The sequence below is a fragment of the Thauera sp. ZXT1-4 genome (genome assembly GCF_052598215.2).
Window position 1 is genome coordinate 68,608 of sequence record NZ_JBQWSN020000011.1, and the last position, 23,291, is coordinate 91,898.

A 23,291-nucleotide genomic window follows, 5' to 3' on the forward strand; every position below is an offset into this window, starting at 1 on the left:
CGAGCCATGAATGCGCCCCTGCCCCCACTCGACACGGACAGCCTGCGCGCAGCCGCAGCCCGCCTGCCCGCCCTGCCCAGCGTGGCGGTGGAACTGATCACCTCGCTCGACGCGGAGGAGGCGGACGCCGAGTCACTGGCCGAGATCATCTCGCGCGACCAGACCCTGGCGGCGCGCCTGCTGCGCATCGCCAACTCCTCTTTCTATGGCATGCCGGGCCGGATCCACTCGATCCGCGATGCGATCATGCTGATCGGCCTGCGCGGCGTGCGCTCGCTGGCCATCGCCGCCAGCCTGTCGGGCGCGCAGCCAAGGGAATGCCCCGGGCTCTCATTGCAGCACTTCTGGCGCCATTCCACCGCAACCGCCATCGCTGCCCAGGAACTGGCACGGCGCAACCAGCTTCCCGCCGATCTGGCCTTCCTCGCCAGCCTGCTCCACGACATCGGCAAGATCGGGCTCCCCGACACCCTGCTCGCGCGCTCGGTGACCGACATGAACGGCGAGGATACGCACCTCTATCGGAAGCACCCTGTAACGGGTGAGCAGGCACTGATGGCGCTGGAAGACCTGCACGGCGCGGCGAAGCTGGTGCGCGGGCATCATGAACGCTTCGACGGCAAGGGCTTTCCCGACGGCCTTCTCGGCGAGTTCATCCCGATCGGCGCGCGCATCCTGTCGGTCGCCAACGATTTCGACAGCCTGCAGATCGGCACCATCGCCCCGCGCCGCATGAGCGCAGAGGCCGCGACCCGGCTCATCGTCGACTACAGCGGCAAGCGCTACGACCCGGACGTGGTGGAGGCCTTCCTGGCCGTCACCAGCGCCGTGGAAGCGCCTGCAAGCAACACTGAAGAGCGCGCGCTCAACGTGGACATGCTCGAGCCGGGCATGGTGCTGACGCGCGACCTGATGTCCAGGCAAGGCTATCTGATGCTGGCCGCGGACTTCACGCTCACACGCGGCATCATCCGCCAGATCGCCGACTATGCCGAGGCCGAGAACCTGCCCCAACTGCAGGTCTTCGTGCGCATTCCGAGGTAACCCCATGCCCCGACGCATCAGCCCGCAGGAGCTCGAACTGCGCGGGCTCAAGCCGGAATCCCCCGGCATCACCAAGGTCCGCAGGGGGCCGGACGGAGAGTTGCTGATCGACGGCGACTGAGCAGCTACGCCAGCCCCCACCCGGTCGGACGCGCGGCGAACACGCCTGCACCCGCGGCTTCGCCCCTGCCCTGCCCCTACGCCTCTCGCCCGCCCCGATCTCCCGGCGCCGCGCTGCATGCGCGCGGCGATTGTGCGCCACCGTTGCGCGCCTTGCCCGAATCCCGGCTGGTCAGTACACTCGCATGACTTTGTAGCCCTCCCGACCCATGGCCGCCAGCGCAAGCACCCGCCCCATCGAATTCCGTAACACCACGCTGGGCGTCACCGTCGCAGTGCTGCAGGCCGCCGAGCCTGCCGAGCTTGCAGATGCCCTGCACAAGATGCTTGGCGGAATGCCCGATTTCTTCAATGGCGAAGCCGTGGTGCTCGACTGCGGCGGTCTCGCCAGCACGACCCAGCGCCTCGACTGGCCCGGCCTGCAATCGCTGCTGCGCCGCTACCGCCTGCAACCGATCGGCGTGACGCGACTGGCCGAAGCGCATCACGACGACGCCCGCCGCGCCGGCCTGGCACTGCTCGACGGCGCCCTGAGCGGCGCCCGGCCCCCCGCCGAGAACAGCACCGCCCCGGCACCCACACCCAAGCCGGTAGCCGATGCGCCGGCCCCGGCACCCGCTGCGCAGCCCGCCCCGAACGCCACGATGTTCATCGACCGCCCCCTGCGCTCCGGGCAGCAGATCTATGCCCGCGGCGCCGATCTCGTGCTGCTCGGCGGCGTAAGCCCGGGCGCAGAAGTCATTGCCGACGGCAGCATCCACTGCTACGGTCCGTTGCGCGGTCGCGCGATCGCAGGCGCGCAGGGCGACCATGCGGCGCGCATTATGAGCAGCAATTTCGGCCCGGAGCTGGTGTCGATCGCGGGCGTGTACCGCACATTCGAGCGCGGCATCCCGGAATCCTTCGCCGGCAGACCCACCCTGGTGCGGCTGACCGGCGCCGAGCATACACTCAACCTCGAAGCGCTGAAGCTCGACTGAGCCAGCTGCACCATATCCACAAGGGGAAACCGTGAGAGTCATCGTCGTTACGTCCGGCAAAGGTGGCGTCGGCAAGACCACCACCAGCGCAGCCTTCGCATCCGGCCTTGCCCTGCGCGGCTTCAAGACCGCGGTCATCGACTTCGACGTCGGCCTGCGCAACCTCGACCTGATCATGGGTTGCGAGCGCCGCGTGGTCTACGATCTGGTCAACGTGGTCAATGGCGAAGCCCGCCTCAACCAGGCCCTGATCAAGGACAAGCACTGCGAAAACCTCTTCATCCTCCCCGCCTCGCAGACGCGCGACAAGGACGCGCTGACCGAGGAAGGCGTGGAGAAGGTGCTGCAGGAACTCGAGCACATGGGCTTCGATTACGTAGTGTGCGACTCCCCCGCCGGCATCGAGCGCGGTGCCGTGATGGCACTGACCTTCGCCGACGAGGCGATCGTCACCACCAACCCCGAGGTGTCCTCGGTACGCGACTCCGACCGCATCCTCGGCATCCTGCAGAGCAAGTCGAAGCGCGCGCGCGACGGCGGCGAGCCGGTCAAGGAGCACCTGCTCATCACCCGTTATTCGCCCAAGCGCGTCGAGGACGGCGAGATGCTGTCGTACAAGGACGTGCAGGAACTGCTGCGCGTGCAGTTGATCGGCGTCATTCCCGAGTCCGAATCCGTCCTGCACGCATCCAACCAAGGCACGCCGGCCATCCACCTCAAGGGCACCGATGTCGCCGAGGCCTACGCGGACGTGGTCAGCCGCTTCCTGGGCGAGGACCGCCCGCTGCGCTTCGTCAACTACGAGAAGCCCGGCCTGATGAAGCGCCTGTTCGGAGGGAAGTGACATGTCCTTCCTGTCCAAACTCTTCGGCGAAAAGAAGAAGACCGCGGAGATTGCGAAGAACCGCCTCTCCCTGCTCATCGCCCACGAGCGCGCCGGCGGCACGCCAACCGTCGACTTCCTCCCCGCCCTGCAGCGCGAGCTGATCGAAGTCATCTCGAAGTACGTCGCCGTCAACCCGGACGACATCAAGGTCCAGCTCGACAAGCAGGACAACATGGACGTGCTCGAGGTCAACATCGTGCTGCCGGAGCAGAACCGCTAAGCAACGGGCGCCCGGGTGATGAAATTGGTAACCATAGCGGACTTAAAATCCGCCGGCGCAAGCCTTACGGGTTCGAGCCCCGTCCCGGGTACCATTAAAAAACAACGGCTTGCGTAGCACCATCAGGCTCGACCCGGTTTGATCGACTTTTTTGCTGCATTTTTGCTGCAATCGATCAGAGGTAGCTACACCTGTCTCCTCATTATCGGAGCAGGAGACATGGCAAGAGTTGTCAAGCGGGGCCCATATATCACTCCGCGTTTGTTGCGGTCGGTCGATTTCAGGCTGCCCGTATCCACTCCGCAATCGTCGCCGTCGTCGGAATCCGCCCTGACGAAACTAGCTTGCCACCGATCACCAGCCCCGGGGTCTTGAGCACGTCATGGGCGAGGATCTCGTCCATGGCGGTGACCTTCAGGACTTTGGCTTCGATCCCCGTCGTGGCAAGGGCTTCGCGGACGAGTTCTTCCAGCTTGCGGCAGTTGGCGCAGCCAGGGCCGAGCACCTTGATTTCGAGCATGATCAGACTCCTTTCAGTGAGGACGCGTGGCGGCTCGCGACCGACAGCAGCACCGCCAGCAGCGCGATGAAGCCCACGAGGTAGAGCGCGAGCACAAGCAGTGAGGCGCCGTCGATCCAGGCGCCGTAGATGAGGCCGGCGGCGGCACTGAAGAGCGCCACCAGCCCGACGTAGGTAAAGGTCTTCTTGCGACCGATGATCGCCGAGATGATCAGAATGCTCTGCAGCGACAGCTCGGGGTCGGACATCAGGTAGGCGAGCAGCGGGCCGCGATGCATGCCGAGCTCGAGGAACATCCTGGCGATCGGCACCTCGACCAGGGTCGGGAAGTACATGAACACGCCGAACACCACGCCCGCCATGTTGCCGGTGAGCGAGTTGGTGCCCGCCAGCATCTGGATCCATTCGGGGCGGATCAGCACTCGGATCATGCCGACGATGAACACGCCCACGACCAGCAGCGGAAAGATCTGCTTCACGAAGCGCCAGGACTCCCACAGCCAGTCGCGCAGCTCGTCCTCGTTCAGACGGTGACGGACGATGTGGCTCAGCACCGCGAGCGCGGCGGCAACGCCGAAGAACTTGCCGGTGAGGCCGACGCGGAGCCCGCCTTCCACCGGCTGCACCGCCAGCGCGGCCACCAGCAAGGTCGCCGCGATCAGTGCGAGACTGATCCAAGTCCATGCATTGGCACCGTCGGCGATGTTTTCCATCCCTCGCCAGGCGGCGAAGCCGATCGCGCCGAGCAGCCCGATCAGCACCACGCCCTGCAGCGACACGCCCTCCTGGCCCCTGGCGGCGTCGTAGGGCACCAGGCGGTCGAGCACGGCCTGCCAGCCTTGCGCGTCGGCGAGCGGCAGCCTGAAGTCGAGATATGTCCCGGTCAGCACGTCGAGTTTCAGCGTTCCCGCGAGCAACAGCGCCACCCACACGAACAGGAACACCAGCGCCATGCGCCCCATGCCCGCGCCCTGCGCGCCGAAGGCGGTGTCGGTGGCGCGGTCGTGCGCGGCATCGTCGCTGCGGAAGATCAAGGCCATGATCAGGCCGATGCCGATGCCGAAAGTCAGCGAGAGCAGGAAGCGAGCTACGGCGAGGTCGGGGCCGATGATGCCGCCGGTGTAGACCAGCGCCAGGATATTTGCCGCCGGGGCGAAGAACAGGAAGGTGATCGCAGGTCCGAGCCCCGCCCCTTTCTTGTAGATGCCGGCGAAGAGCGGAACGATGGTGCACGAGCACACCGCAAGCAAGGACCCGGCGGCAGCTGCAGCGGGATACGACACCGCCTTGCTGGAGTTGCGACCGAGGAAGCGGGTAACCGTCTCTTTGGGAATCAGCGCAGACATCGCGCCGGCGATGAAGAACGCGGGCAGCAGGCAGAGCAGAACATGCGCTGCGAGATAGGCGGCAAGGTTGCCCGTACCGCCGTACAGGACGGGCATCACCCAGGAAAGCACCATGTCCATTTTACCCGCTCCAGCAAGGAATCCTGCAACCTGATATCCGCTCGACTCGACCCACAGGCGATACCTGATCAGCCACTCCACCGCCGCCGACCATGCAGCACATCCTCGGCCTCGGCCGGCTGGCAGGGGCGATGCCGCAGGTAGCGCAAGAGCCCGGCTTCATGCGCCGACCAAGCCTCAAGCAAGCATGGGACCGTCACGCGTGCGCTCCTGGCATCGTCAGATCGACTTCTGATTCACCCGCGCCGACAACTCGGCCGCGCTCTCCTTGCGCTCGCTGTAGCGATCGACCAGGTAAGGCGCGATGTCGCGCGTCAGCAGCGTGAACTTCACCAGTTCTTCCATCACGTCCACAACGCGGTCGTAGTAGGCCGAGGGCTTCATGCGGCCGTGGTCGTCGAACTCGAGGAAGGCCTTGGCGACTGACGACTGGTTGGGGATGGTCAGCATCCGCATCCAGCGCCCAAGCACGCGCATCTGGTTCACCGCGTTGAAGGACTGCGAGCCACCGCATACCTGCATCACTGCCAGCGTCTTGCCCTGGGTCGGACGCACGGCGCCGACCGACAGCGGAATCCAGTCGATCTGCGCCTTCATGATGCCGGTCATCGCGCCGTGGCGCTCGGGCGAGCACCACAGCATGCCCTCGGCCCATTGGGTGAGTTCGCGCAGTTCGACCACCTTGGTGTGTGTGTCGGGGGCATCGTCGGGCAGCGGCAAGCCGCTGGGATTGAAGATGCGTGTCTCTGCGCCCATGGCGCGCAGCAGGCGTGCAGCTTCTTCTGTCAGCAGGCGGCTGAAAGAGCGTGCGCGTAGCGAACCGTAGAGCAGCGCGATACGTGGCGGATGGACGGACGGTTGCTGAACCTGCAATCGCGCGGGATCTGGCACGCGGAACAGCGCGGCCTCGATGTTGGACAGATCAGGGAGGGAAGTGCCGCGCAGCGACTCAGACACGACGCCCCTCCGCATCGATCACCTGCTCGCCGTCCTCCTTGGCAAAGGCGCCGCACTGCGGCTGCGGCAGGATGTCGAGCACGACTTCGGAGGGCCGGCAAAGGCACGTGCCGAGCGGGGTGACGACGATCGGGCGGTTGATCAGAATGGGGTGGGCGATCATCGCATCGATCAGCTCGTCCTCGGTCTTCGCCGGGTCGTCAAGGCCGAGTTCGGTGAAGAGCGTCTCCTTGGCGCGCATGATGCCGCGCACGCCGAGACCGGCAGCCGCGACCAGCGCAACCAGCGTTTCACGGGTGGGCGGCGTCTTGAGGTACTCAATGACCTCCGGCTCAGCCCCGCTGTTGCGGATCATCGCCAGGGTGTTACGCGAAGTGCCACAGCGCGGGTTGTGGTAGATCGTGATATCGCTCATGTCTGTCCTTGTTCAGTTGCGGCGCGCCTCGGCGGCACCGGGAAACCAGTATCGGGTGCGGTTGACGATGGCCACCAGCGACAGCATCACCGGCACTTCCACCAGCACGCCGACCACCGTTGCCAGCGCCGCGCCTGAGTTCAGGCCGAAGAGCGAGATCGCCACCGCCACCGCCAACTCGAAGAAATTCGACGTGCCGATCAGGCAGGCCGGCCCTGCGACGTTGTGCGGCAGCTTCATCGCCTTCGCTGCGACATAGGCGATCAGGAAGATGCCGTAGCTTTGCACCAGCAGTGGCACCGCGATCAGGCCGATCACCAGTGGTTGCGCCACGATCGTACCCGCCTGGAAACCGAACAGCAGCACTACGGTGGCGATCAGGCCGACGATGGACCAGGGCTTCAGCCGGCCGACGAATTCAGCGACCGCCTGTGACGAGCGGCGTTCGAGCACGTGCCGGGTCGCCATGCCGGCCACGAGCGGCAGTACCACGTAGAGCACCGTCGACAGCAGCAGTGTCTCCCACGGCACGGTGAGATCGGTGACACCGAGCAGGAAGGCGGCAATCGGGGCGAAGGCGAACACCATGATGAGGTCGTTCACCGACACCTGCACCAGGGTGTAGTTGGGGTCGCCCTTCACCAGCTGGCTCCACACGAACACCATCGCGGTGCATGGCGCCACGCCGAGCAGGATCATGCCGGCGATGTACTCGCTGGCCGAAGCCGGATCGACCCAGGGCGCGAACAGATGCTGGAAGAACAGCACGCCGAGCGCCGCCATCGTGAAGGGCTTGATCAGCCAATTGACCACCAGGGTCAGGAGCAGGCCCTGCGGCTTCTTGCCGACGTCCTTCACCGCATGCCAGTCGATCTGGATCATCATCGGGTAGATCATCACCCAGATGAACACGGCCACCACCAGATTGACCTGGGCGAACTCGAGGCCGGCGATGGCTTGGAACGCGCCCGGCGCGACCAGCCCCAGGCCGACGCCGGCGAGAATCCCCAGCCCGACCCAGACCGTCAGGTAACGTTCGAACAGCCCCATCTCAGCCCTCTGTCGGCGTCTGGCCGATATGGTCAAGTGGGGACCGGCGCGGCTTGGCCGAGCGCAGAAAGAGCACGTTGTAGATCTTGTCGGACATTGGAGGCCTATCTGTCGTTATGAGCCCGGGCTGGGCGATCGTTCCGCTCAGCAATTCAGTCCCGAAGCACAGGCATCGACGCCGCACAGCTCGGGCATGCCGGTGCAGCACTCTTCGGTGAGGTAGGCGATCAGTTCGCGCATCAGCGCCATGTTGGCGCGGTAGCGCTGGAAGCGGCCCTCCTGTTCCGCCGACACCAGGCCGGCGTGGGTCAGCGTCTTGAGGTGGAAGGACAGATTCGTGGGCGGGACGTCGAGCGCGGCCGACAGCTCGCCCGCCACCATGCCCGCAGGGCCGACTCGCACGAGCAGGCGGAAGACGTCCAGGCGGATGCCCGAGGACAGGGCCTCGAAGATCGGCAGTGCGGCGTTCTTTTCCATACTTTGTTCTCCGGGTCCATCGCTCAGGGTGCCGCTCAGGGCCCCACCTAGGCGGCATCGTGACGGGGCGGCATCACCATCCAGCAGATCAGCAGCATCACCTACGAACCGACGAGCGCATCGGAAGCAATTATAATGATATTTATAGAACTCTTGAAACGTAGAGGCGAGCATGTAAGGACAGAGTGAAGCTCTCGTGACGAACCAGGGCCGCCCGCCTCGCCAACTACGAAGAGTTGCATCGGGGGAACGTGAGCCGGGCGTATTTGCGCCTTGAAGCCGCGCAGTGAGCATGGGCATGGACTCAGCCGATTTCAGCTTCACCCGGCAGGTTGGTGCGCTCGACTTGGCCACTGCGATCAACCACGGTTGCGACTGCCGAAGCCTAGACCCTGAGCGCTTGCGCCTGCAGCTCGAGGCCGAGCCGAGCCTGCTCGGCCTCGCGGCAGAGATCGGTCGCAGCCGGCCGCATCTGTTCTCGGCGACCGCCGTATTCATTGCGCCCGAAACGCTCCTGGCCATTGAACGCATCATCGCGGCGGTCGAATCGGTCCTCGCGCTGCCCGCCTACCAGGCCATGGCGTTCGACCGCACCCCGCCGATTGCCCGCGTCGATTTCGGGCCGAAGTCGGTGTTCATGGGCTTTGACTTCCATCTGGGTGAAGCCGGCCCTCGGCTCATCGAGATCAACACCAACGCTGGCGGCGCCCTGCTCAACAGCGCCCTGGCACGCGCTCAAAGAGCCTGCTGCGAGCAGATCCGGCCCTTCCTTCGGCCTACCGCAGAACTCGAGACGCTCGACCAGCGCTGGCTGGACGACTTTTTCGCCGAATGGTCGCTGCAGGGGCGAAACGGCCGGCCTGCACGCGTAGCCATCGTGGACGAACACCCCACGACGCAGTATCTGCATCCCGAGTTCCTGCTCTTTCGCCACCTGTTCCGCCGTGCGGGCATCGACGCCGTCATCTGCGACCCCGCCGACCTGTCATTCGAATCGGGACGTCTGATGCATGCCGGCGCGCCGATCGACCTGGTCTACAACCGCCTGACCGATTTCTACCTGCAAGCGCCGGCGCTGGCGCCCTTGCGGGCGGCCCATGAAGCCGGTGCGATCGTGCTGACTCCACACCCGCGCGCCCACGCGCTATATGCGGACAAGCGCAACCTCTGCATCCTGAGCAATGCCGCACGCCTTGCCGAACTCGGCGTTCCAAAGCCCGTTATCAACCGCCTCATCACGGGGGTGCCCCACACGGTCGAAGTCACTCCTGAGGGAGCAGAGGCATTGTGGGCAGCACGGCGCAGCCTGTTCTTCAAACCCTTCGCCGGTTTCGGCAGTCGCGCAACCTACCGAGGCGACAAGCTCACGCAACGCGTCTGGCAGGAGATTCTCGCTGGTGGCTATGTCGCGCAAAGTCTTGCCGTCCCTTCAGAACGGCGGGTTGCAGCTGATGGGCAAAGCAGCGATCTGAAGCTCGATGTCCGTGCTTATGCGTATGCCGGCGCCATCCGTCTGGTCGCAGCGAGGCTGTACAAGGGACAGACAACCAATTTCCGGACGCCCGGCGGAGGGTTTGCGCCTGTGTTTGTGACCAGTGCAAACGATCTTGCAAAGTGATCAGAACACTACCCGAAGAACATGCTGGTGTTATCACAGGACAGTTTTCTGAGTGACGCCGCCGTTCGAGCGACCGCTTTAAGCGACGGCAACTGGCCGAACGGCCGGCGAAGCACCGCTTGTGTGACTCGTTCCCGAGGCTTCGAGCCACTCCCGCTTTTCGCCCACCTTCGCCCACACGTCCGCATCGGGAAGCGCCGGATGCGCCTCGACGATGCGCGGCCACGCCTTCGCCAGGGTGGCATTGAGCGCGAGGTATTCACGCTGCGCATCGGTGAGCTCACCTTCCGGCACGATCGCATCCACCGGGCATTCGGCCACGCACAAGGTGCAGTCGATGCACTCCTCCGGATCGATCACCAGGAAATCCGGGCCTTCGCGGAAGGCATCGACGGGACACGTGCTCACGCAATCCGTGTACTTGCAGCGGATGCACGCCTCGGTGACGACATGGGTCATGGCCTTTTCTCCTCGAACAGGGTCTCGAGCACGGGAAAGAGCTCCCGCTCCTCGAAGCGCACGTGATCGATCAGTGCCTGCCCGGCCTGCGCTTCGTCCCTGCCGCTCAGCGCCGCCGCGAGCAGGTCCCGGAGCTGTGTGTGTTCTTCACGCAGCCGTTCGGCGAGCGCGCCGTGGCGATCGGTCACGAGCAGCGGCAGCAGGTCGCGCTCTTCCTGCACGAAATGGGCTTCGATGCCGGGAAGCTCGGCGCCGAGTTCGGCCCGGGCGCCGCCGGCGAGCAAGTGCCTGCCGAGACGCAGCGCGGTGTGATGCTCACGGGACAACTGGGCGAGGCGGGTGTGGCGCTTCATGGCGGATTCCTGTGATGACTCTTTTAAAGAAGAATTTAGAACTCCTCTTTTGAAGAGTCAACTGATATGACTCTATTGTTGCTAGCATGCTGTTGGCAGTCACTTACCTGAACGCTGTGGCTATGAACATCACGCAGCACACCGGCTACGCGCTTCGGGCCCTCATTTACCTCGAGGCCTGCCCCGAGCGGCGCGTCACCATCAAGGAACTGGCCGAGCGCCGGACCGAAGCCAAGGCCGGTGCCAAGGCCTTTCGGGGGGGCTGTGCTATGTTGGAAAAATAGTGGAGGGAAAGCGATGAAGATCCGTCAGGCCATGAACTGGGAGTGGGACGCGATCGCCGGCATCGCCGCCGCCTTCGTGGCCATCGTTCTGCACCTGCTGCACATCGTCGATGAGACGGTCGTGCTTCCGATCCTGCTGGCGCTCGTGGGCCTGCTGTTCATCAATTTCATGCGCCACAGCCGCAACAACGAGCTGACCGCCGAGCAGGTCGAGCGCATGGGGCATACGGTCGACAGCCTGCAGGCCACACTCGAGCGTCCGGGCTCGGCCCTGATCGGGCCGCGCCAGTTGCAGACGGCGTATCACCGGTTCCTGCTTGCGATGAGCGGAGACTCGATCTGGTTCAACGTGTGCCTGTCGATGTACCGCACCCCCGCGCTCTTCGATGCCCTGCTGCGACCGGCTATCGACAACCCGGCGGTCGGGTCGATCCAGTTTGTGCTCGATGAAAGCCAGCGCGAGCTGTGGGACAGCACGATCGCGCCCCAGATCGCCGCTTGCGCCGGTCATGCGCGCGTTCGCCCGCCACGCTGGTGCAAGCTGGAGCGCACACTCTCCTTCATTCTCGCGGACAGCCAGCACAGCGGCAGTTGCGAGGCCCTGCTGAGCTTCTGGGGCGAACCTTTCATGGCCCAGGCGACCGGGCGGGACGTGCCGCGCTTCGTGTTCCACGTACACGAGCACTCCGAGTTGCTGCCTCACCTGCTCGAACTCGAAGGCTGCAGCGCCCACTTTCGTTTGCGCGCGCGGTGAAGGGAACGCAGCAGGGCGCGGTGTTTCAGGATGAATGCCGCAGCAGCGCCAGGCGGATGTGCTCGATCGCGCGCGAGGGGCTCAGGCCTTTCGGGCAGACCTCGGTGCAGTTCATGATCGTGCGGCAGCGGTAGAGGCGATAGACGTCGTCGAGAAAGTCGAGACGCCCGGCGATGGCGGTGTCGCGGCTGTCGGCGATGAAGCGGTAGGCCTGCAGCAGGCCCGAAGGCCCGATGAACTTGTCCGGATTCCACCAGTAGGACGGGCAGAACGCACTGCAGCAGGCACACAGGATGCATTCGTACAGCCCGTCCAGGCGCTCGCGCTCCGTTGGGCTTTGCAGCCGTTCACGCTCGGGTAGGGGCTGGTCGTTGATCAGCCAGGGTTTGATCGAGTGGTAGTGGGCGAAGAACTGTGTCATGTCCACGATCAGGTCGCGGATCACCGGGAAGCCCGGCAGTGGCCGCAGCACGATCGGCTCCTTCAGCCCGTCGAGGGTGGTGAGGCAGGTGAGGCAGGCGAGGCCGTTGCGGCCGTTGATGTTCATCGCGTCCGAGCCACACACGCCCTCGCGGCACGAGCGCCGGAACGACAGGCTGTCATCCTGCACACGTAGCCGCATCAGCAGGTCGAGCAGCTTCTTGTCACCCGCCTCCGGCTGCACGTCGTAGGTCTGCATTCGCGGCGGATCGCCCGTCTCCGGGTCGTAGCGATAGATGCTCAGTTTCATGTCCGTCCCTTCGCCTCTCAGGCGGCCAGCACCACCGTGGCCAGGCTCAGCAGCACGCGCACGAGCACGCCGAGCAGCACGACCGCGATCAGGCTCAGCACCGCCAGCCGCAGTCCGCGCGGCTGGATGTAGTCAAGCACGATGTCACGCATGCCGACCCAGGCATGCACGCACAAGGCGCCGAACAGCAGCGCGATCAGCGGCCCGCCCAGCACGCCGCCGGCGAAGGCGCGCCACCCGGCGAAATCGAGCGGCGCGGCAAAGGGCAGCGCGAGCACGCCGAACACGATCAGCGCAAGCAGCAGCAAGGCGCTGATGCGCTGCACCACCCATGCCCGCTGGCCGTCGAACAGCCTCATGTCAGCCCCCAGACGAGAAACAGCAGAGTGAGCACGGGCGCGGCGACCAGGATCAAGCGCGCACTGGCTCGTGCCCGCACAAGCTCGCTGCCCACGCCAGCGTCCATCAGCAGGTGGCGAACCCCGGCCAGCACGTGATGCACGAGCGCCCACAACAGCACCGCCGCCGTCACGCCCCATAAGGGCGACGAAAACAGATCGCGCGCCGCCACGAAACCCGCCTCGGTGCGCAGCGAGGCGTCGAGCATCAGGGCAACGACGGGCAGGGCAATGAACAGCAGCACCCCTGCCACCCGGTGCGCGATCGACACGATCGCACCGATCGGAAAGCGGATCTGCGCCAGATTCAGGAATACCGGCAAGCGACGAGAATGCCTTTCCATATGGGCCCCCCGACAGTTCGAGCCTCCGCCAGCGGCGGCGGAATGGCTCGTATTCGAACCATAGACCACAGGGTGACGCAGTGCCGGCCGCTGCCATGCCCGCACGCCTTACGCAGCGCGCCTTTGGATACGCTCTGCGGGGTGGAGGCCTGCGTCAATTAGCCGGGTGAGGCGCAGCCGGAAGGCCGGGAATCAGAAGCACGACCATCGTTGCAGCCCAAGCCAGGACTCCCCCTTGAATTGCGACGAGGCCAAGCTCGAGTGCAACGATGTCTTCTCGGATTCCCAGCACGCAGCGCACGCCCCTCTTCAGCAGTGCGACGGAAGCGCAGATTGCCATTATTGGGATCGCCAGAACGGGAAGGATCTCGTCCTGGATGAGCGCCAAGGACGACAGCCAAAGTGGCAACAGGGACACCGTCGTAAGCATGAATGCATCGCGCGCGCTCGCTTTTGCGCCACGTGTCCCTGCAACCGCCCTGACCAACCACAGAACCATCAGGAAACCCACCAGTTGTGCGGCAATCAGCGCCAACTCGACGAACTGCCAACCCGAGGCTGAAAGCGCAGGCAAGTAGTGCGCAGAGCCGAGATCCGTGGCGTGCAACAGTATGGCGGGGGGCACCATCGCTGCCGGAAGCGCCAGCCCGAAGGCGGTCGCGATCAACGACGGCGGACGGCGGGAGAGCTCGCCCCAAGCAGCATCAGAGGACCAGAGCATTGGCGGCAGGTGAAGGGGCAACATGATCGATCGGGAGCGGGGAGAGCTGAAGGAGATCTTTTATATCACAGCATGATGTAAAGTGTCGCTGTTCTTTTTCTGCGCGGGCTCCGCGTTGGCCCCAAAGGCACGGCAGCGAGGCACACCAGCGCGAACCCTCGACATCCGAAGGAGAGCATGACATGCGCAAACCTTTTCCCTTGAACCCAAAGCATCCCGAACGTATCTGCTGGGGATGCGACAAGTACTGCGCGACCGATGCACTCGGCTGCGGAAACGGTTCTGGTCAAACGATGCACCCTGCCGAGATATCAGCGCCGCGAGGGCTGCGGAATCGGCACCCGGCGCCGGATCGAAGCCCGCGCCGCCTTGCCAACCCATCTCGCCAAGCGGCGGCAGATGGACGGGAATGCCACGCAGCAGCGCCGCATAGACGCCGGCCACGTTCTCGAGCAGAGCGCCAGCAGCAACGCGGCCAGATGGCGATCGACCCCAGTGTCAGCGTCGCCTCGCCAACGGCGGTGGCCGTGTCGAGCAAGCCCTCGCGCGACAGGCACACCCCTATGGGTGTGCTCGTGCTGCCCGAAGTAAAGGAGATCTTCGCCTTGCCCTCGGGCAAGGCTGCCACCGGAACGACCCGCCGCATCCAGTAAAGGCCCTGCCACCGCCCCGTGTGGCAGAAACCGAGGTCGAGTGCGCCGATGCGCTCCGGCGTGTCGGCGAGGGCGGCGTCCACCGCACTGCTCTCGAGTGCATGACGCAACTGGGCCTGAGTGAAGAAGGCCGGAAGCGGCTGATGGACCTTGCCCGCAAGCTGGATGCCAAGATCGGCCATCACCCACGCCGGCCCGTTGTCCGCAAGCACGGCGACCACTTTCGATTCCGCCAGCCGTGGCTGCAGCACGCGCAGTTCGTCCGCGATCTCGGCCGCCCACCAGCACCGCTGGCCGGAGACGAGCAGGGGCGCATCCTTGTCGTGGGACGCGAGGGCATCGAGATAGCGTTCGAGGAGCAGCCCCTCTTCGGCCGCGCTGCGCCAGCCCACTGCAGCGAGCGGACGTGCATCCTGCTCGATCAACGTGAGATTCGGCGCGAACGCGGGCACGTCGGCCGCGTAGGCTTTCCTGAACGTGGCCCGTATGAATGCCTCGGCGGCGCGGCGAAGAGGGTGTCCCGCCACCACGTGGGATAACGACGCGCCATGGGACAAACGGTTGAAGCACATTGGAGTGCGCCAGACATGACGGTCCTTGGAAACGAGTTGCCGCCAAGGTGAGGAGCCAGGATTAATCCACGCTTAAGTGGGTGGCCAACCTCCGATGCGCGCCGGGGTTCATCGCTCTATGATGCGGACTTGGGATCGCACCTCACGGAGGCCACGCCATGTCAAACACCCCCGACTACACCCCACCAAAGGTCTGGAGCTGGACCAAGCCGAGCGGCGGGCAGTTTGCCAGCATCAACCGCCCCATCGCCGGGCCCACCCACGACCGCGCGCTGCAGCGCGGCAAGCACCCCCTGCAGTTGTATTCGCTGGCAACGCCCAACGGCGTGAAGGTGACGGTGATGCTGGAGGAACTGCTCGCCGCTGGGCACAGCGGCGCCGAGTACGACGCCTGGCTGATCCGCATCAACGAGGGCGACCAGTTCGGCAGCGGCTTCGTCGATGTGAACCCGAACTCCAAGATCCCCGCCCTGCTCGACTGCAGCGGACCGGAGCCGGTGCGGGTGTTCGAGTCGGGCGCCATCCTGCTGTACCTGGCCGAGAAGTTCGGCGCCTTCGTGCCGACCGACCCTGCCCGACGCGCAGAGTGCCTGTCGTGGCTGTTCTGGCAGGTGGGCAGCGCGCCGTACATCGGCGGCGGCTTCGGCCATTTCTACGCCTACGCGCCAACTAAGATCGAGTACGCCATCGACCGCTTCGCGATGGAAACGAAGCGCCAGATGGACGTGCTCGACCGCCGCCTGGCCGACAACCGCTACGTGGCCGGCGACGAATACACCATCGCCGACATGGCGATCTGGCCCTGGTACGGCGGCATGGCGAAGGGCCTTCTGTACGACGCCGGCAAATTCCTGCAGGTGCAGGACTACCGCAACGTCGTCCGCTGGGCCGACGAGATCGCCGCACGCCCTGCGGTGCAGCGCGGGCGCATGGTCAACCGCGTGATGGGACCGCTGGACAACCAGCTGCACGAGCGCCACGACGCCAGCGACTTCGACACCCGCACCCAAGACAAGCTGCCGCCCTCGGCCTGACTAGGCCTCCTGATAATTGAGCAGAACGCCGTCGGCATCTAGAGCGATGATTGGTTTCATGCCATCCATCATCTCGCCCTATTGTTCAAGCAGTGGCAGCCAGAGATTGGCAGAATCGTAAGCGCCCGGCGAACCCACGCCCGGCGAACCCACCTTCCCCCAGCGGCTTGGCCCATTGAAGATCGTGTCCATCAATCTTGATGGCGGACACGATGGACTTCGTCACCCCGCGCCGGGCACGGCGCGCGCGCATCGAAGCATACGAGCAGTCGGTGGTCGCGACCTATCGTGAGCCCGGCGGGTTGCCGACGAGCTCGGGTGGTCCCTGCACGCGCTCGCGCTTGAGCCTGCGCGTGCAGACGCCGAGGCCTACTTCGCCCTCATGGAGCATTGGGTGGACAACCTCGCGCGATGAATACATCAACGCTGCTCCAGGCGCGCGGCCTGCAAGCCGGGCTGGCCACCGCCCTGTTCGCACCGATCGACCTGGCCCTGCATGCCGGCTCCGTCACCTTGGTAAGCGGGGAGAACGGCGTCGGAAAAAGCAGCCTGATGCGCACCTTGGCCGGGGAGCAGGCACCCTTCGCAGGCACTGTGCAGCCCGCACCTGGCCTGCGCATCTGCCATTTCAGTCAACATGCGGCCCAGTTGCCAGGAGGGCCATTCAGCGTAGATGACCTACTCCGTCTGGCGGGAACACCCGCGCTTGTTCACCCGTGGGTGCCCGGCAACCCCAGGCAGCGGGTCGATCAGCTCAGCGGCGGCCAGCGACAGCGTCTGCTGCTCGCCATGGCGCTCACGGCCCCCTGCGACCTGCTGCTGCTCGACGAACCGGCCCAGCATCTTGACGCCGCAAGCCGCCTCACCTTCCTGGCTTGGCTGGAAGGGGCCGCCGCGCGGTCCCGGGGCCCTGCGATTGTGGTGGTAACGCACGACGCCGAGACGATCCAGGCAGCAAGTCGCGTTCACCTCCAGGCTTTGCCCGATGCTTGAACAGATGATGCTCTTCGCACCCGGCTTCGTGCTCGGGCTGGTGCTTTCCGCAGTGCTCGCAGCGCTCGGCGTCCTCCTGCGTCTGCGCGACGAGGCGCTATCGGCCTTCAGCCACGCTCAGGTCGCCGTGCTCGGCGCGATGATCGCCGCCATCACAGGCTTGCCGGCACTGATCGGCGCCTGGGGGCTCGCGATGTTGGCGGCCAGCGTCAGCCTGTGGGCCCCGAAGCCAGCAACCGTGGCGGCAAGCTCACGTCACCTCCTGGTCATGCTTCTGGCTTGGAGCGCCAGCCTCCTTCTAGCCGACAACCACGCACAGGTGCGCTTGCTTTCAGCGTCTGCAGTCGAGGGGCAGCTCCTGCTCGTGCAGTGGCGGGACGTAGCCGTGTACGGTACCTCAGCCGCATCGGGGATCATGCTGCTCGGTGCCGTATCGAAGTCCCTGCTTGCGCGCCAGCTGTTGCCTTGGCTGCCGTACTGCAGGCAGCGACGCTTGGGGCCACGGCCCATGTGCTCGCCTTTGGGCTCGCACTGGCACTCGACCAAGTCTATTCGGCAGTGATGATCATGATGCTCGCGGGGCTCGCTGCAGCCACATCCTTGCGCCGCAATGAGCATCCCCATTAACGGGCGCGCCCCGTCCAGGCTTGCTTCGCCCTCGCTCGGCCAGGGAAGCGTTCCGACCCTTGGCAAGGCAGGGATCGCTCGCTGGAGCATCAGGCCGGGACGCCGATGATTACGCTCGAGGCCTTGAAGATTGCCGAAGCGGCTTTGCCCACCACGAGCCCGAGCGCATCGCTGCTCTCATTGGTGACGATCGCAGCAACCGCGCCGCCGCCGGGCAGGTCGATGACCACGTCGGTGTTCACCGCGCCCGGCTGCACCCGCGACACGGTGCCGGACAGGCAGTTGCGCGCGGAGAAGCGCGCGCCCTCGTCATCGGTCACGACAATGATCGACGACGATTTGATGAGGGCGAAGGCTTCCGCACCCTGCTGCAACGACAAGCCCTCCGCGCTGCCGTGGGTGACGATGGCGACGATACGGTGGCCGCCAGCCACTTCAAGCGCCACCTCGTCATTCACCGTACCCCGCTGCACCTCGATGACCTTGCCCAGAAACTGGTTCCGCGCGCTGGTCTTCATGCTCATTCTCCGTATCAGAAGATAGTCGTCCGCAATGCCCTCGGCCTGCTGGCTGAGCAGGTCCACGAAGCGGCGGTGCTCGCGCTCGATCAGGCGGAAGTTCTCCACCAGTTGTTCCCCGCGCCGGGTGAGCCGCGTACCACCGCCTCCCCTGCCCCCCGTGACACGCTCTACCAGTGGCTCGCCGGCGAGATTGTTCATCGTGTCGATGGCGTCCCAAGCGGCCTTGTAGCTCATCCCGATCGCCTTGGCCGCCTGTGTGATCGAGCCGCAGTCGGCGATCCTCGACAACAGTTCGATCCGGCCTGGGCCGCCCAGGTTGGCACCGCCCACTGTCATCCAGATCGATCCGTGCAGTTCGATCCCCGCTTTCTTGCCTTCCATGCACCGACTCCCTGTTCGCAACCGGGGAGAGGATAGCTGTTTGCGGCTCCGGGCACCGCACGACGGAGCGTGCCGAACCAACACCTGCCTGAGCAGAACCACGATCCCGCCGAGCCGAGACGATGCTCGATGAGATCCCCGGCGTCGCTCAAGCAGGGACAACGCAGGGGCCACCCAAACGAGCGAACACCACCTTCACATCCCGCGGCGGCGCCCAGTAGGGCGCCGAGCTGACAATCAGGTCCACGCCTGCGGCCGCATATGCGCGCGCATTGCCCGCATCGACGCCACCGGTCGCGGCCAGCTTCACGCCGGGGCGGGCAACGTCCACGATGCGACGGCAGGCCGCGACACGCTCCGGCGCGAATTTCTCCAGTTGAAGCACGTCGGCTCCGGCCTGCGCCCAGCGCAGCGCCTCATCGACCTCTGCGACCTCGACAACAATCTTCTTCTCCGGCTCTGCCGCCTTCAGGCGAAGAATCGTCGTCGTCGGGTCCTCATCGAGGAACAACCGGTGTTCGTCGAACACGAGCAGAGTTTCCGACAGGCCCAGCCGGTGCAGTCGCGCACCGCCCGCCCGCACCGCCTTGGCCGAGAGTGCGCGGGTACCCGGCACGTTCTTGCGCGTACACGCAACCGGCACGCCACCCGCCGCGGCCACGATCGCCGCGGCAGCGCTGGCGATGCCGCCAGCCCACTCCATCAGGACCTGGACGCTCTTGTAAGTGCGGTGCAGTGCCGCCACCGGCCCCGTGGCCTCGAGCAGCACGGTGCCGGGCTCGACCAGGCTGCCGCTTGGGCACAGGACGGTGGGCGTTGCGCCAGCGAGCGTGAGCAGCCGAGCCCCCTCCTCGGCGCCACACACCGTCGCTGCGTGGCGCGCACGGAACACCACATGACCCTCGCCTCCAATCCCCAGCGCCTCCGTGGTCAGGTCGCCGTATGGGGCGTCCTCGGCCAGCAAGCGGGCCAGTTCGTGGTCGTGCAGACAACTCGTACCCTTCATGATCCTTCGGCTCCCAACTTCATGTGTTTGAGCAACCGGTGCCCCGCACGGCCATGCATCGGCCGCTGTAGATGAAACGCACATCGAAATCGCGGGCATGCCTTGCCCCGGTCGGACGCCCGCCGCTCATGTGGCCCACTCCGCCATGGGATGAGCGGTCCCGATCGGCTCCAGCCGACCGTCCTGCAGGTTCAGCACGTGCTCCCCGAACACTGCAGCATCCTCCGGGTCGTGGGTGATCAGCACCATCGGCACCTGCAGGCGCAGCTGCAGTTCGTCCAGTTCATTGCGCATGGTCGCGCGCAGCATCGGATCGAGCGCCGAGAACGGCTCGTCGAGCAACAACGCGCGCGGGCGCGACACCAGCGCGCGCGCAAGCGCAGTGCGCTGACGCTGCCCGCCGGAGAGTTCGCAGGGGAACTGGTCCGCAAGCGCGCGCAAGCGGAAGGCGGCCAGCCAGTACTCGACCGTCTCATCGCGGTGGCGCGAACCCGGGTTGAACCAGCCGGGCGTGAGGGGAAAAGCAATGTTCTGGCGCACGGTGAGGTGTGGGAACAGCGCATAGTCCTGGAACACGTAGGCCACCTCGCGCGCCTGCGGCGGCAGGTGGATACCGGCCGCCGCATCGAACAGCACCTGGCCGTTGAGACGGATGTGGCCCGCATCCGGTCGCAGCAGGCCAGCGATCGCCTTCAAGGTCAGGCTTTTGCCCGAACCGGAGGGCCCGACGATGACGATGCGCTGGCTATTCGACCGCAGGCGCACGTGCAGCGAGAAGGTGCGCCTGCCCGCGTTCAGGGTCTTGCGGATGTCGAGATCAAGCTGCATGAGGACTCATCCCGCACGATTGGCGATACGGCCCGGGGCAAGCCGCCCGGCACCGAGCAGGACTGCGATGCACACCACCGAGGTGATCAGCACGAGGAGGTTGGCAGCGTCGTCCTGCCCGGCCTGCACCGCCTCGTAGACCGCCACCGACAGGGTCTGCGTCTTGCCGGGAATGCTGCCGGCCACCATCAGCGTCGCGCCGAACTCGCCCAGCGCACGTGCGAAGGCGAGCAGCACGCCGGCGAGAATGCCGCGCCAGGCCAACGGCAGGGTGACGCGGAAGAACACCGCCGCCTCCGCGAGGCCGAGTACGCGCGCGGCCTGCTCCAGTTGGCCATCGACCGCCTCGAAGGCCGCACGTGCTGGCTTGAAGACGAGCGGAAAGGACACGACGGTCGCGGCGATCACCGCACCCTTCAAGGTGAAGATCAGGTTGATTCCGAAGGTCTCGTGCAGCCACGCACCCAGGGTGCCGTGGCGGCCGATGAGCACGAGCAGGTAGTAGCCCAGCACGGTGGGCGGCATCACCATTGGCAAGGTCAGCACAGTGTCGAGCAGGTCACGCCCGGGAAAACGGCCGCGTGCCAGCAGTAGACCAACCGCCACGCCGAGCACCAGGTTGATCCCCGTCGCCCAGCCGGCCACCTGCAGGGAAAGGGCGAGCGCGGTCCATGCCGTATCCATCCTGCAGCCACGTCCCGGTCAGGGTTTCTGAAAGCCGTACTTGCTCAGCACAGCCTGCCCCGCGGGCGACAGCACGTGCGCAACGAAGCGATTCGCCTCTTCCGCATTGGTGCTGGCCGCGATGCGCGCAATCGGATAGCGGATCGCCACCTCGATCGGCACCTCGAAAGCGATCCGTACCTTGTCCCTCATCACCGCGGCATCGGTCGCATACACGAAACCAGCGTCGACCTCTCCACGCGCGACGTAGTCCAGCGACTGACGGACGCTCTGTGTGCCAACCGCACGCGCCTCGATCACAGACCACAGGCCCGCACCTTCCAGCGCACGCTTGGCATAGCGCCCAACCGGCACGCTTGCGGGATTACCGACGGCAACCCGGGCAACACCGGGTTGCCGCAGATCGCGCAGGTCCTCAAGAACAAGCGTGCTCTCGATGGGGACGATCACCACCAGCGTGTTGCGCACGAAGTCCTGTCGGGCCCCGGCAACCAGCAGGCCCTGCCGCTCCGCCTCGTCCATGGTTTCCTGATCCGCAGTAGCGAATACGTCAACCGGAGCCCCCTTCGCCATCTGCTGAAACAATGCGCCCGAGGCGCCAAAATTCAGCAGCACCTTGCTACCGGCATGCCGCGCCTCGTAGTCCTGGGCGATCTCCCTGAACGCATTGGTCAAACTTGCCGCAGCGGAAACGGTCAATTCGCCCGCATGTGCGCACCCTGCCGCGGCAGCGAACACAATCGCCGCAAGCACTTCTTTCGTGATCCTGCGCAGCCCCATGGAGCCATCCTCGGAGTCGTTGAGGTTCGTAATATACAACCGTATATTACGAACCTCAACGCTACCTCGGCTCCGGGGGCGCGTTTCGCGCCGCAACGCGCGCCGCACCCGAATTCAGCCCGAACAGCGAGATCGCGACCGCCACCGCAAGCTCGAAGAAATTCGAGGTACCAATCAGGCGGCCGACGAACGCACCCACCGCGAGCGCCGAGCGCTGCTCCAGCACGCTCCGCGTCGCCATCCCGGCCAGCAGCGGCAACACGACACCCCGAGCGCAGCCATTGTGAAGGGCTTGATCAGCCAGTTCACCACCAGCGTGAGGATCAAGCCCTGTGGTTTCTTGCCCACGTCCTTCACTGCGTGCCAGTCGATCTGGATCATCATCGGATAGATCATCACCCAGATGAACACCGCGACCACGAGATTCACCCGGGCCCACTCGAGCCCGGCAATGAGCCCGAAGGCCTCGGGCGCGAGCAGCCCGAGGCCTTCGCCCGCAAGGATGCCGAGGCCGACCCAGACCGTCAGGTAGCGTTCGAATACCCCCACCTCAGGCCCCCGTGTCGACCGGCTCCAGCCCGATGCGGTCGATCTCCTGCCTGATCGCAAGGCGGTCGAGCTTGTCCAGCGGCAGGCTCAGGAACAGGCGCAGGCGATTAACGAGCTGGTTCTGCACCAGGCTGAAGGCATCGAGTCGGCGCTGTTCGCTGCCCTCGACCTTCACGGGGTCGGCGAATCCCCAGTGCGCGGTCAGCGGCTGGCCCGGCCAGGTCGGGCAGACCTCACCGGCCGTCTGGTCGCACACGGTAAACACGAAGTCCATCTTTGGCGCATCATGGCGGGCGAACTCTTCCCAGCTCTTGCTGCGCAGATGCCCGGTTTCATAACCCTGCGCCTGCAGGACCTGCAAGGTCAGCGGATGCACCGCGCCACTCGGGTGGCTCCCGGCACTGTAGGCCTTGAAGCGCCCCTTGCCGAGCTCATTGAGCACGACCTCCGCAATGATGCTGCGCGCAGAGTTGGCCGAGCACAGGAATAGCACGTTGTAAGTCTTGTCCGACATGGAAAACTCCGGTTTGGTCTGGGAAACATCGTTGCGACGCAGCGGGATGCCGCAGGCTTCTGGCATACCCGTACAGCACTCTTCAGTGAGGTAGGCGATCAACGCACGCATCAGCGGCATGTTGGCGCGGTAACGCTGGTAACGCCCTTCCTGCTCGGACGAGACCAGCCCAGCCTGAGCCAAGGTCTTGAGATGAAAGGACATGTTGGTCGCGGGCAGATCGAGCGCGGCGGCAAGCTCACCGGCCACCATGCCTTGCGGGCCCATCCGCACCAAGAGCCGGAACACATCCAGTCGCACGCCCGAGGACAAGGCCTCGAAGACCGGAACGGCGGCGCTCTTTTCCATCGATC

At 65.4% G+C, this 23,291-nt stretch carries 29 protein-coding genes, 1 tRNA gene and 2 pseudogenes; 12 read left to right on the forward strand and 20 right to left on the reverse strand.

Annotated features, from left to right (window positions below; translation table 11 throughout):
* Positions 1 to 6 precede the first annotated feature (6 nt).
* From ACUH78_RS10560 to ACUH78_RS10580, 5 genes are all read left to right on the forward strand, one after another.
* Positions 7 to 1,044, forward strand: coding sequence for an HDOD domain-containing protein (locus ACUH78_RS10560; protein WP_445333429.1), 1,038 nt, complete (start codon positions 7 to 9; stop codon positions 1,042 to 1,044).
* A 329-nt stretch (positions 1,045 to 1,373) separates the two neighbouring features.
* Positions 1,374 to 2,144: a septum site-determining protein MinC gene (gene minC / locus ACUH78_RS10565; RefSeq protein WP_418362638.1), complete on the forward strand. Its 771-nt coding sequence runs from the start codon at positions 1,374 to 1,376 to the stop codon at positions 2,142 to 2,144.
* Positions 2,145 to 2,175: 31 nt separating this feature from the next.
* Complete coding sequence (gene minD / locus ACUH78_RS10570) at positions 2,176 to 2,988, forward strand: septum site-determining protein MinD (protein ID WP_445333428.1); 813 nt, start codon at positions 2,176 to 2,178, stop codon at positions 2,986 to 2,988.
* A gap of 1 nt (position 2,989) precedes the next feature.
* The gene (gene minE, locus ACUH78_RS10575; RefSeq protein ID WP_418362636.1) at positions 2,990 to 3,250 is read left to right on the forward strand and encodes a cell division topological specificity factor MinE; all 261 of its coding nucleotides are present in this window, start codon (positions 2,990 to 2,992) and stop codon (positions 3,248 to 3,250) included.
* A 9-nt stretch (positions 3,251 to 3,259) separates the two neighbouring features.
* Positions 3,260 to 3,344: transfer RNA gene (locus ACUH78_RS10580), tRNA-Leu, on the forward strand.
* A 186-nt stretch (positions 3,345 to 3,530) separates the two neighbouring features.
* On the opposite strand, the gene ACUH78_RS10585 is transcribed toward ACUH78_RS10580, so the two are convergent.
* From ACUH78_RS10585 to ACUH78_RS10610, 6 genes are all read right to left on the reverse strand, one after another.
* Positions 3,531 to 3,770 (reverse strand): thioredoxin family protein, encoded by a 240-nt coding sequence (locus ACUH78_RS10585; RefSeq protein ID WP_445333427.1) that lies wholly within the window; start codon positions 3,768 to 3,770, stop codon positions 3,531 to 3,533.
* Between the two features lie 2 nt (positions 3,771 to 3,772).
* Positions 3,773 to 5,236: a permease gene (locus ACUH78_RS10590; RefSeq protein ID WP_445333426.1), complete on the reverse strand. Its 1,464-nt coding sequence runs from the start codon at positions 5,234 to 5,236 to the stop codon at positions 3,773 to 3,775.
* A 219-nt stretch (positions 5,237 to 5,455) separates the two neighbouring features.
* Positions 5,456 to 6,208, reverse strand: coding sequence for an arsenical resistance protein ArsH (gene arsH / locus ACUH78_RS10595; protein ID WP_445333425.1), 753 nt, complete (start codon positions 6,206 to 6,208; stop codon positions 5,456 to 5,458).
* Positions 6,186 to 6,608 carry an arsenate reductase (glutaredoxin) gene (arsC, locus tag ACUH78_RS10600; protein WP_445333424.1) on the reverse strand — a complete coding sequence of 141 codons (423 nt, stop codon included), beginning with the start codon at positions 6,606 to 6,608 and terminating at the stop codon, positions 6,186 to 6,188. Before arsC ends, arsH begins: the two co-directional genes overlap by 23 nt.
* Before the next feature lie 12 nt (positions 6,609 to 6,620).
* Positions 6,621 to 7,658, reverse strand: a complete 1,038-nt coding sequence (gene arsB / locus ACUH78_RS10605; RefSeq protein WP_445333423.1) for an ACR3 family arsenite efflux transporter — start codon at positions 7,656 to 7,658, stop codon at positions 6,621 to 6,623.
* A gap of 144 nt (positions 7,659 to 7,802) precedes the next feature.
* The gene (locus ACUH78_RS10610; RefSeq protein WP_418362632.1) at positions 7,803 to 8,135 is read right to left on the reverse strand and encodes an ArsR/SmtB family transcription factor; all 333 of its coding nucleotides are present in this window, start codon (positions 8,133 to 8,135) and stop codon (positions 7,803 to 7,805) included.
* A 292-nt stretch (positions 8,136 to 8,427) separates the two neighbouring features.
* Here ACUH78_RS10610 and ACUH78_RS10615 point away from each other — a divergent pair, with 292 nt between their 5' ends.
* The gene (locus tag ACUH78_RS10615) at positions 8,428 to 9,753 is read left to right on the forward strand and encodes a hypothetical protein (RefSeq protein ID WP_445333422.1); all 1,326 of its coding nucleotides are present in this window, start codon (positions 8,428 to 8,430) and stop codon (positions 9,751 to 9,753) included.
* Between the two features lie 78 nt (positions 9,754 to 9,831).
* Here the strand turns inward: ACUH78_RS10615 and fdxA are convergent, their stop codons facing one another.
* Positions 9,832 to 10,212 (reverse strand): ferredoxin FdxA, encoded by a 381-nt coding sequence (gene fdxA / locus ACUH78_RS10620; RefSeq protein WP_445333421.1) that lies wholly within the window; start codon positions 10,210 to 10,212, stop codon positions 9,832 to 9,834.
* A complete protein-coding gene (locus ACUH78_RS10625; RefSeq protein ID WP_445333420.1) occupies positions 10,209 to 10,565 on the reverse strand; it encodes a hemerythrin domain-containing protein in 357 nt (118 codons plus the stop codon). The genes fdxA and ACUH78_RS10625 overlap by 4 nt, the downstream gene beginning before the upstream one ends.
* A 122-nt stretch (positions 10,566 to 10,687) precedes the next feature.
* On the opposite strand from ACUH78_RS10625, the gene ACUH78_RS10630 reads away from it, so the two are divergent.
* The gene (locus tag ACUH78_RS10630) at positions 10,688 to 10,849 is read left to right on the forward strand and encodes a hypothetical protein (RefSeq protein WP_445333419.1); all 162 of its coding nucleotides are present in this window, start codon (positions 10,688 to 10,690) and stop codon (positions 10,847 to 10,849) included.
* A gap of 13 nt (positions 10,850 to 10,862) precedes the next feature.
* Entirely contained in the window at positions 10,863 to 11,603 is a 741-nt protein-coding gene (locus ACUH78_RS10635) for a hypothetical protein (protein WP_445333418.1), read from the forward strand.
* A 25-nt stretch (positions 11,604 to 11,628) separates the two neighbouring features.
* On the opposite strand, the gene ACUH78_RS10640 is transcribed toward ACUH78_RS10635, so the two are convergent.
* From ACUH78_RS10640 to ACUH78_RS10655, 4 genes are all read right to left on the reverse strand, one after another.
* Positions 11,629 to 12,333 (reverse strand): succinate dehydrogenase iron-sulfur subunit, encoded by a 705-nt coding sequence (locus ACUH78_RS10640; RefSeq protein ID WP_445333417.1) that lies wholly within the window; start codon positions 12,331 to 12,333, stop codon positions 11,629 to 11,631.
* Between the two features lie 17 nt (positions 12,334 to 12,350).
* Positions 12,351 to 12,692, reverse strand: a complete 342-nt coding sequence (sdhD, locus tag ACUH78_RS10645) for a succinate dehydrogenase, hydrophobic membrane anchor protein (protein WP_445333416.1) — start codon at positions 12,690 to 12,692, stop codon at positions 12,351 to 12,353.
* Positions 12,689 to 13,075, reverse strand: coding sequence for a succinate dehydrogenase, cytochrome b556 subunit (gene sdhC / locus ACUH78_RS10650; protein WP_445333415.1), 387 nt, complete (start codon positions 13,073 to 13,075; stop codon positions 12,689 to 12,691). Before sdhC ends, sdhD begins: the two co-directional genes overlap by 4 nt.
* A gap of 154 nt (positions 13,076 to 13,229) precedes the next feature.
* A complete protein-coding gene (locus ACUH78_RS10655; protein ID WP_445333414.1) occupies positions 13,230 to 13,820 on the reverse strand; it encodes a YIP1 family protein in 591 nt (196 codons plus the stop codon).
* Between the two features lie 158 nt (positions 13,821 to 13,978).
* On the opposite strand from ACUH78_RS10655, the pseudogene ACUH78_RS10660 reads away from it, so the two are divergent.
* A pseudogene (locus ACUH78_RS10660) lies at positions 13,979 to 14,107 on the forward strand (DUF3079 domain-containing protein); the annotation flags it as partial.
* On the opposite strand, the gene ACUH78_RS10665 reads toward ACUH78_RS10660, so the two are convergent.
* Positions 14,083 to 15,021, reverse strand: coding sequence for a thermostable hemolysin (locus ACUH78_RS10665; RefSeq protein WP_445333413.1), 939 nt, complete (start codon positions 15,019 to 15,021; stop codon positions 14,083 to 14,085). The pseudogene ACUH78_RS10660 and the gene ACUH78_RS10665 overlap by 25 nt on opposite strands.
* Before the next feature lie 158 nt (positions 15,022 to 15,179).
* Here ACUH78_RS10665 and yghU point away from each other — a divergent pair, with 158 nt between their 5' ends.
* The 3 genes from yghU to ACUH78_RS10680 all read left to right on the forward strand — a co-directional run bounded on the left by yghU (position 15,180) and on the right by ACUH78_RS10680 (position 17,610).
* Positions 15,180 to 16,055: a glutathione-dependent disulfide-bond oxidoreductase gene (yghU, locus tag ACUH78_RS10670; RefSeq protein WP_445333412.1), complete on the forward strand. Its 876-nt coding sequence runs from the start codon at positions 15,180 to 15,182 to the stop codon at positions 16,053 to 16,055.
* Positions 16,056 to 16,466: 411 nt separating this feature from the next.
* Positions 16,467 to 17,048 carry an ABC transporter ATP-binding protein gene (locus tag ACUH78_RS10675; RefSeq protein ID WP_445333411.1) on the forward strand — a complete coding sequence of 194 codons (582 nt, stop codon included), beginning with the start codon at positions 16,467 to 16,469 and terminating at the stop codon, positions 17,046 to 17,048.
* Entirely contained in the window at positions 17,041 to 17,610 is a 570-nt protein-coding gene (locus ACUH78_RS10680; protein ID WP_418362598.1) for an ABC transporter permease family protein, read from the forward strand. Before ACUH78_RS10675 ends, ACUH78_RS10680 begins: the two co-directional genes overlap by 8 nt.
* A 154-nt stretch (positions 17,611 to 17,764) precedes the next feature.
* Here the strand turns inward: ACUH78_RS10680 and modE are convergent, their stop codons facing one another.
* The 7 genes and pseudogenes from modE to ACUH78_RS10715 form a co-directional block, all read right to left on the reverse strand.
* Positions 17,765 to 18,577: a molybdenum-dependent transcriptional regulator ModE gene (gene modE, locus ACUH78_RS10685; protein WP_445333410.1), complete on the reverse strand. Its 813-nt coding sequence runs from the start codon at positions 18,575 to 18,577 to the stop codon at positions 17,765 to 17,767.
* A 148-nt stretch (positions 18,578 to 18,725) separates the two neighbouring features.
* Positions 18,726 to 19,583: a ModD protein gene (modD, locus tag ACUH78_RS10690; RefSeq protein ID WP_418362596.1), complete on the reverse strand. Its 858-nt coding sequence runs from the start codon at positions 19,581 to 19,583 to the stop codon at positions 18,726 to 18,728.
* A 126-nt stretch (positions 19,584 to 19,709) separates the two neighbouring features.
* Complete coding sequence (locus ACUH78_RS10695) at positions 19,710 to 20,411, reverse strand: sulfate/molybdate ABC transporter ATP-binding protein (RefSeq protein WP_445333409.1); 702 nt, start codon at positions 20,409 to 20,411, stop codon at positions 19,710 to 19,712.
* Between the two features lie 6 nt (positions 20,412 to 20,417).
* Positions 20,418 to 21,095: a molybdate ABC transporter permease subunit gene (gene modB, locus ACUH78_RS10700; protein ID WP_435750887.1), complete on the reverse strand. Its 678-nt coding sequence runs from the start codon at positions 21,093 to 21,095 to the stop codon at positions 20,418 to 20,420.
* Positions 21,096 to 21,113: 18 nt separating this feature from the next.
* Entirely contained in the window at positions 21,114 to 21,971 is an 858-nt protein-coding gene (gene modA / locus ACUH78_RS10705) for a molybdate ABC transporter substrate-binding protein (RefSeq protein WP_445333408.1), read from the reverse strand.
* A gap of 4 nt (positions 21,972 to 21,975) precedes the next feature.
* Positions 21,976 to 22,424 (reverse strand): annotated as a pseudogene (locus ACUH78_RS10710) (arsenic resistance protein); the annotation flags it as partial.
* 1 nt (position 22,425) lies between these two features.
* Positions 22,426 to 23,286 (reverse strand): metalloregulator ArsR/SmtB family transcription factor, encoded by an 861-nt coding sequence (locus ACUH78_RS10715; RefSeq protein ID WP_445333407.1) that lies wholly within the window; start codon positions 23,284 to 23,286, stop codon positions 22,426 to 22,428.
* Positions 23,287 to 23,291 lie beyond the last annotated feature (5 nt).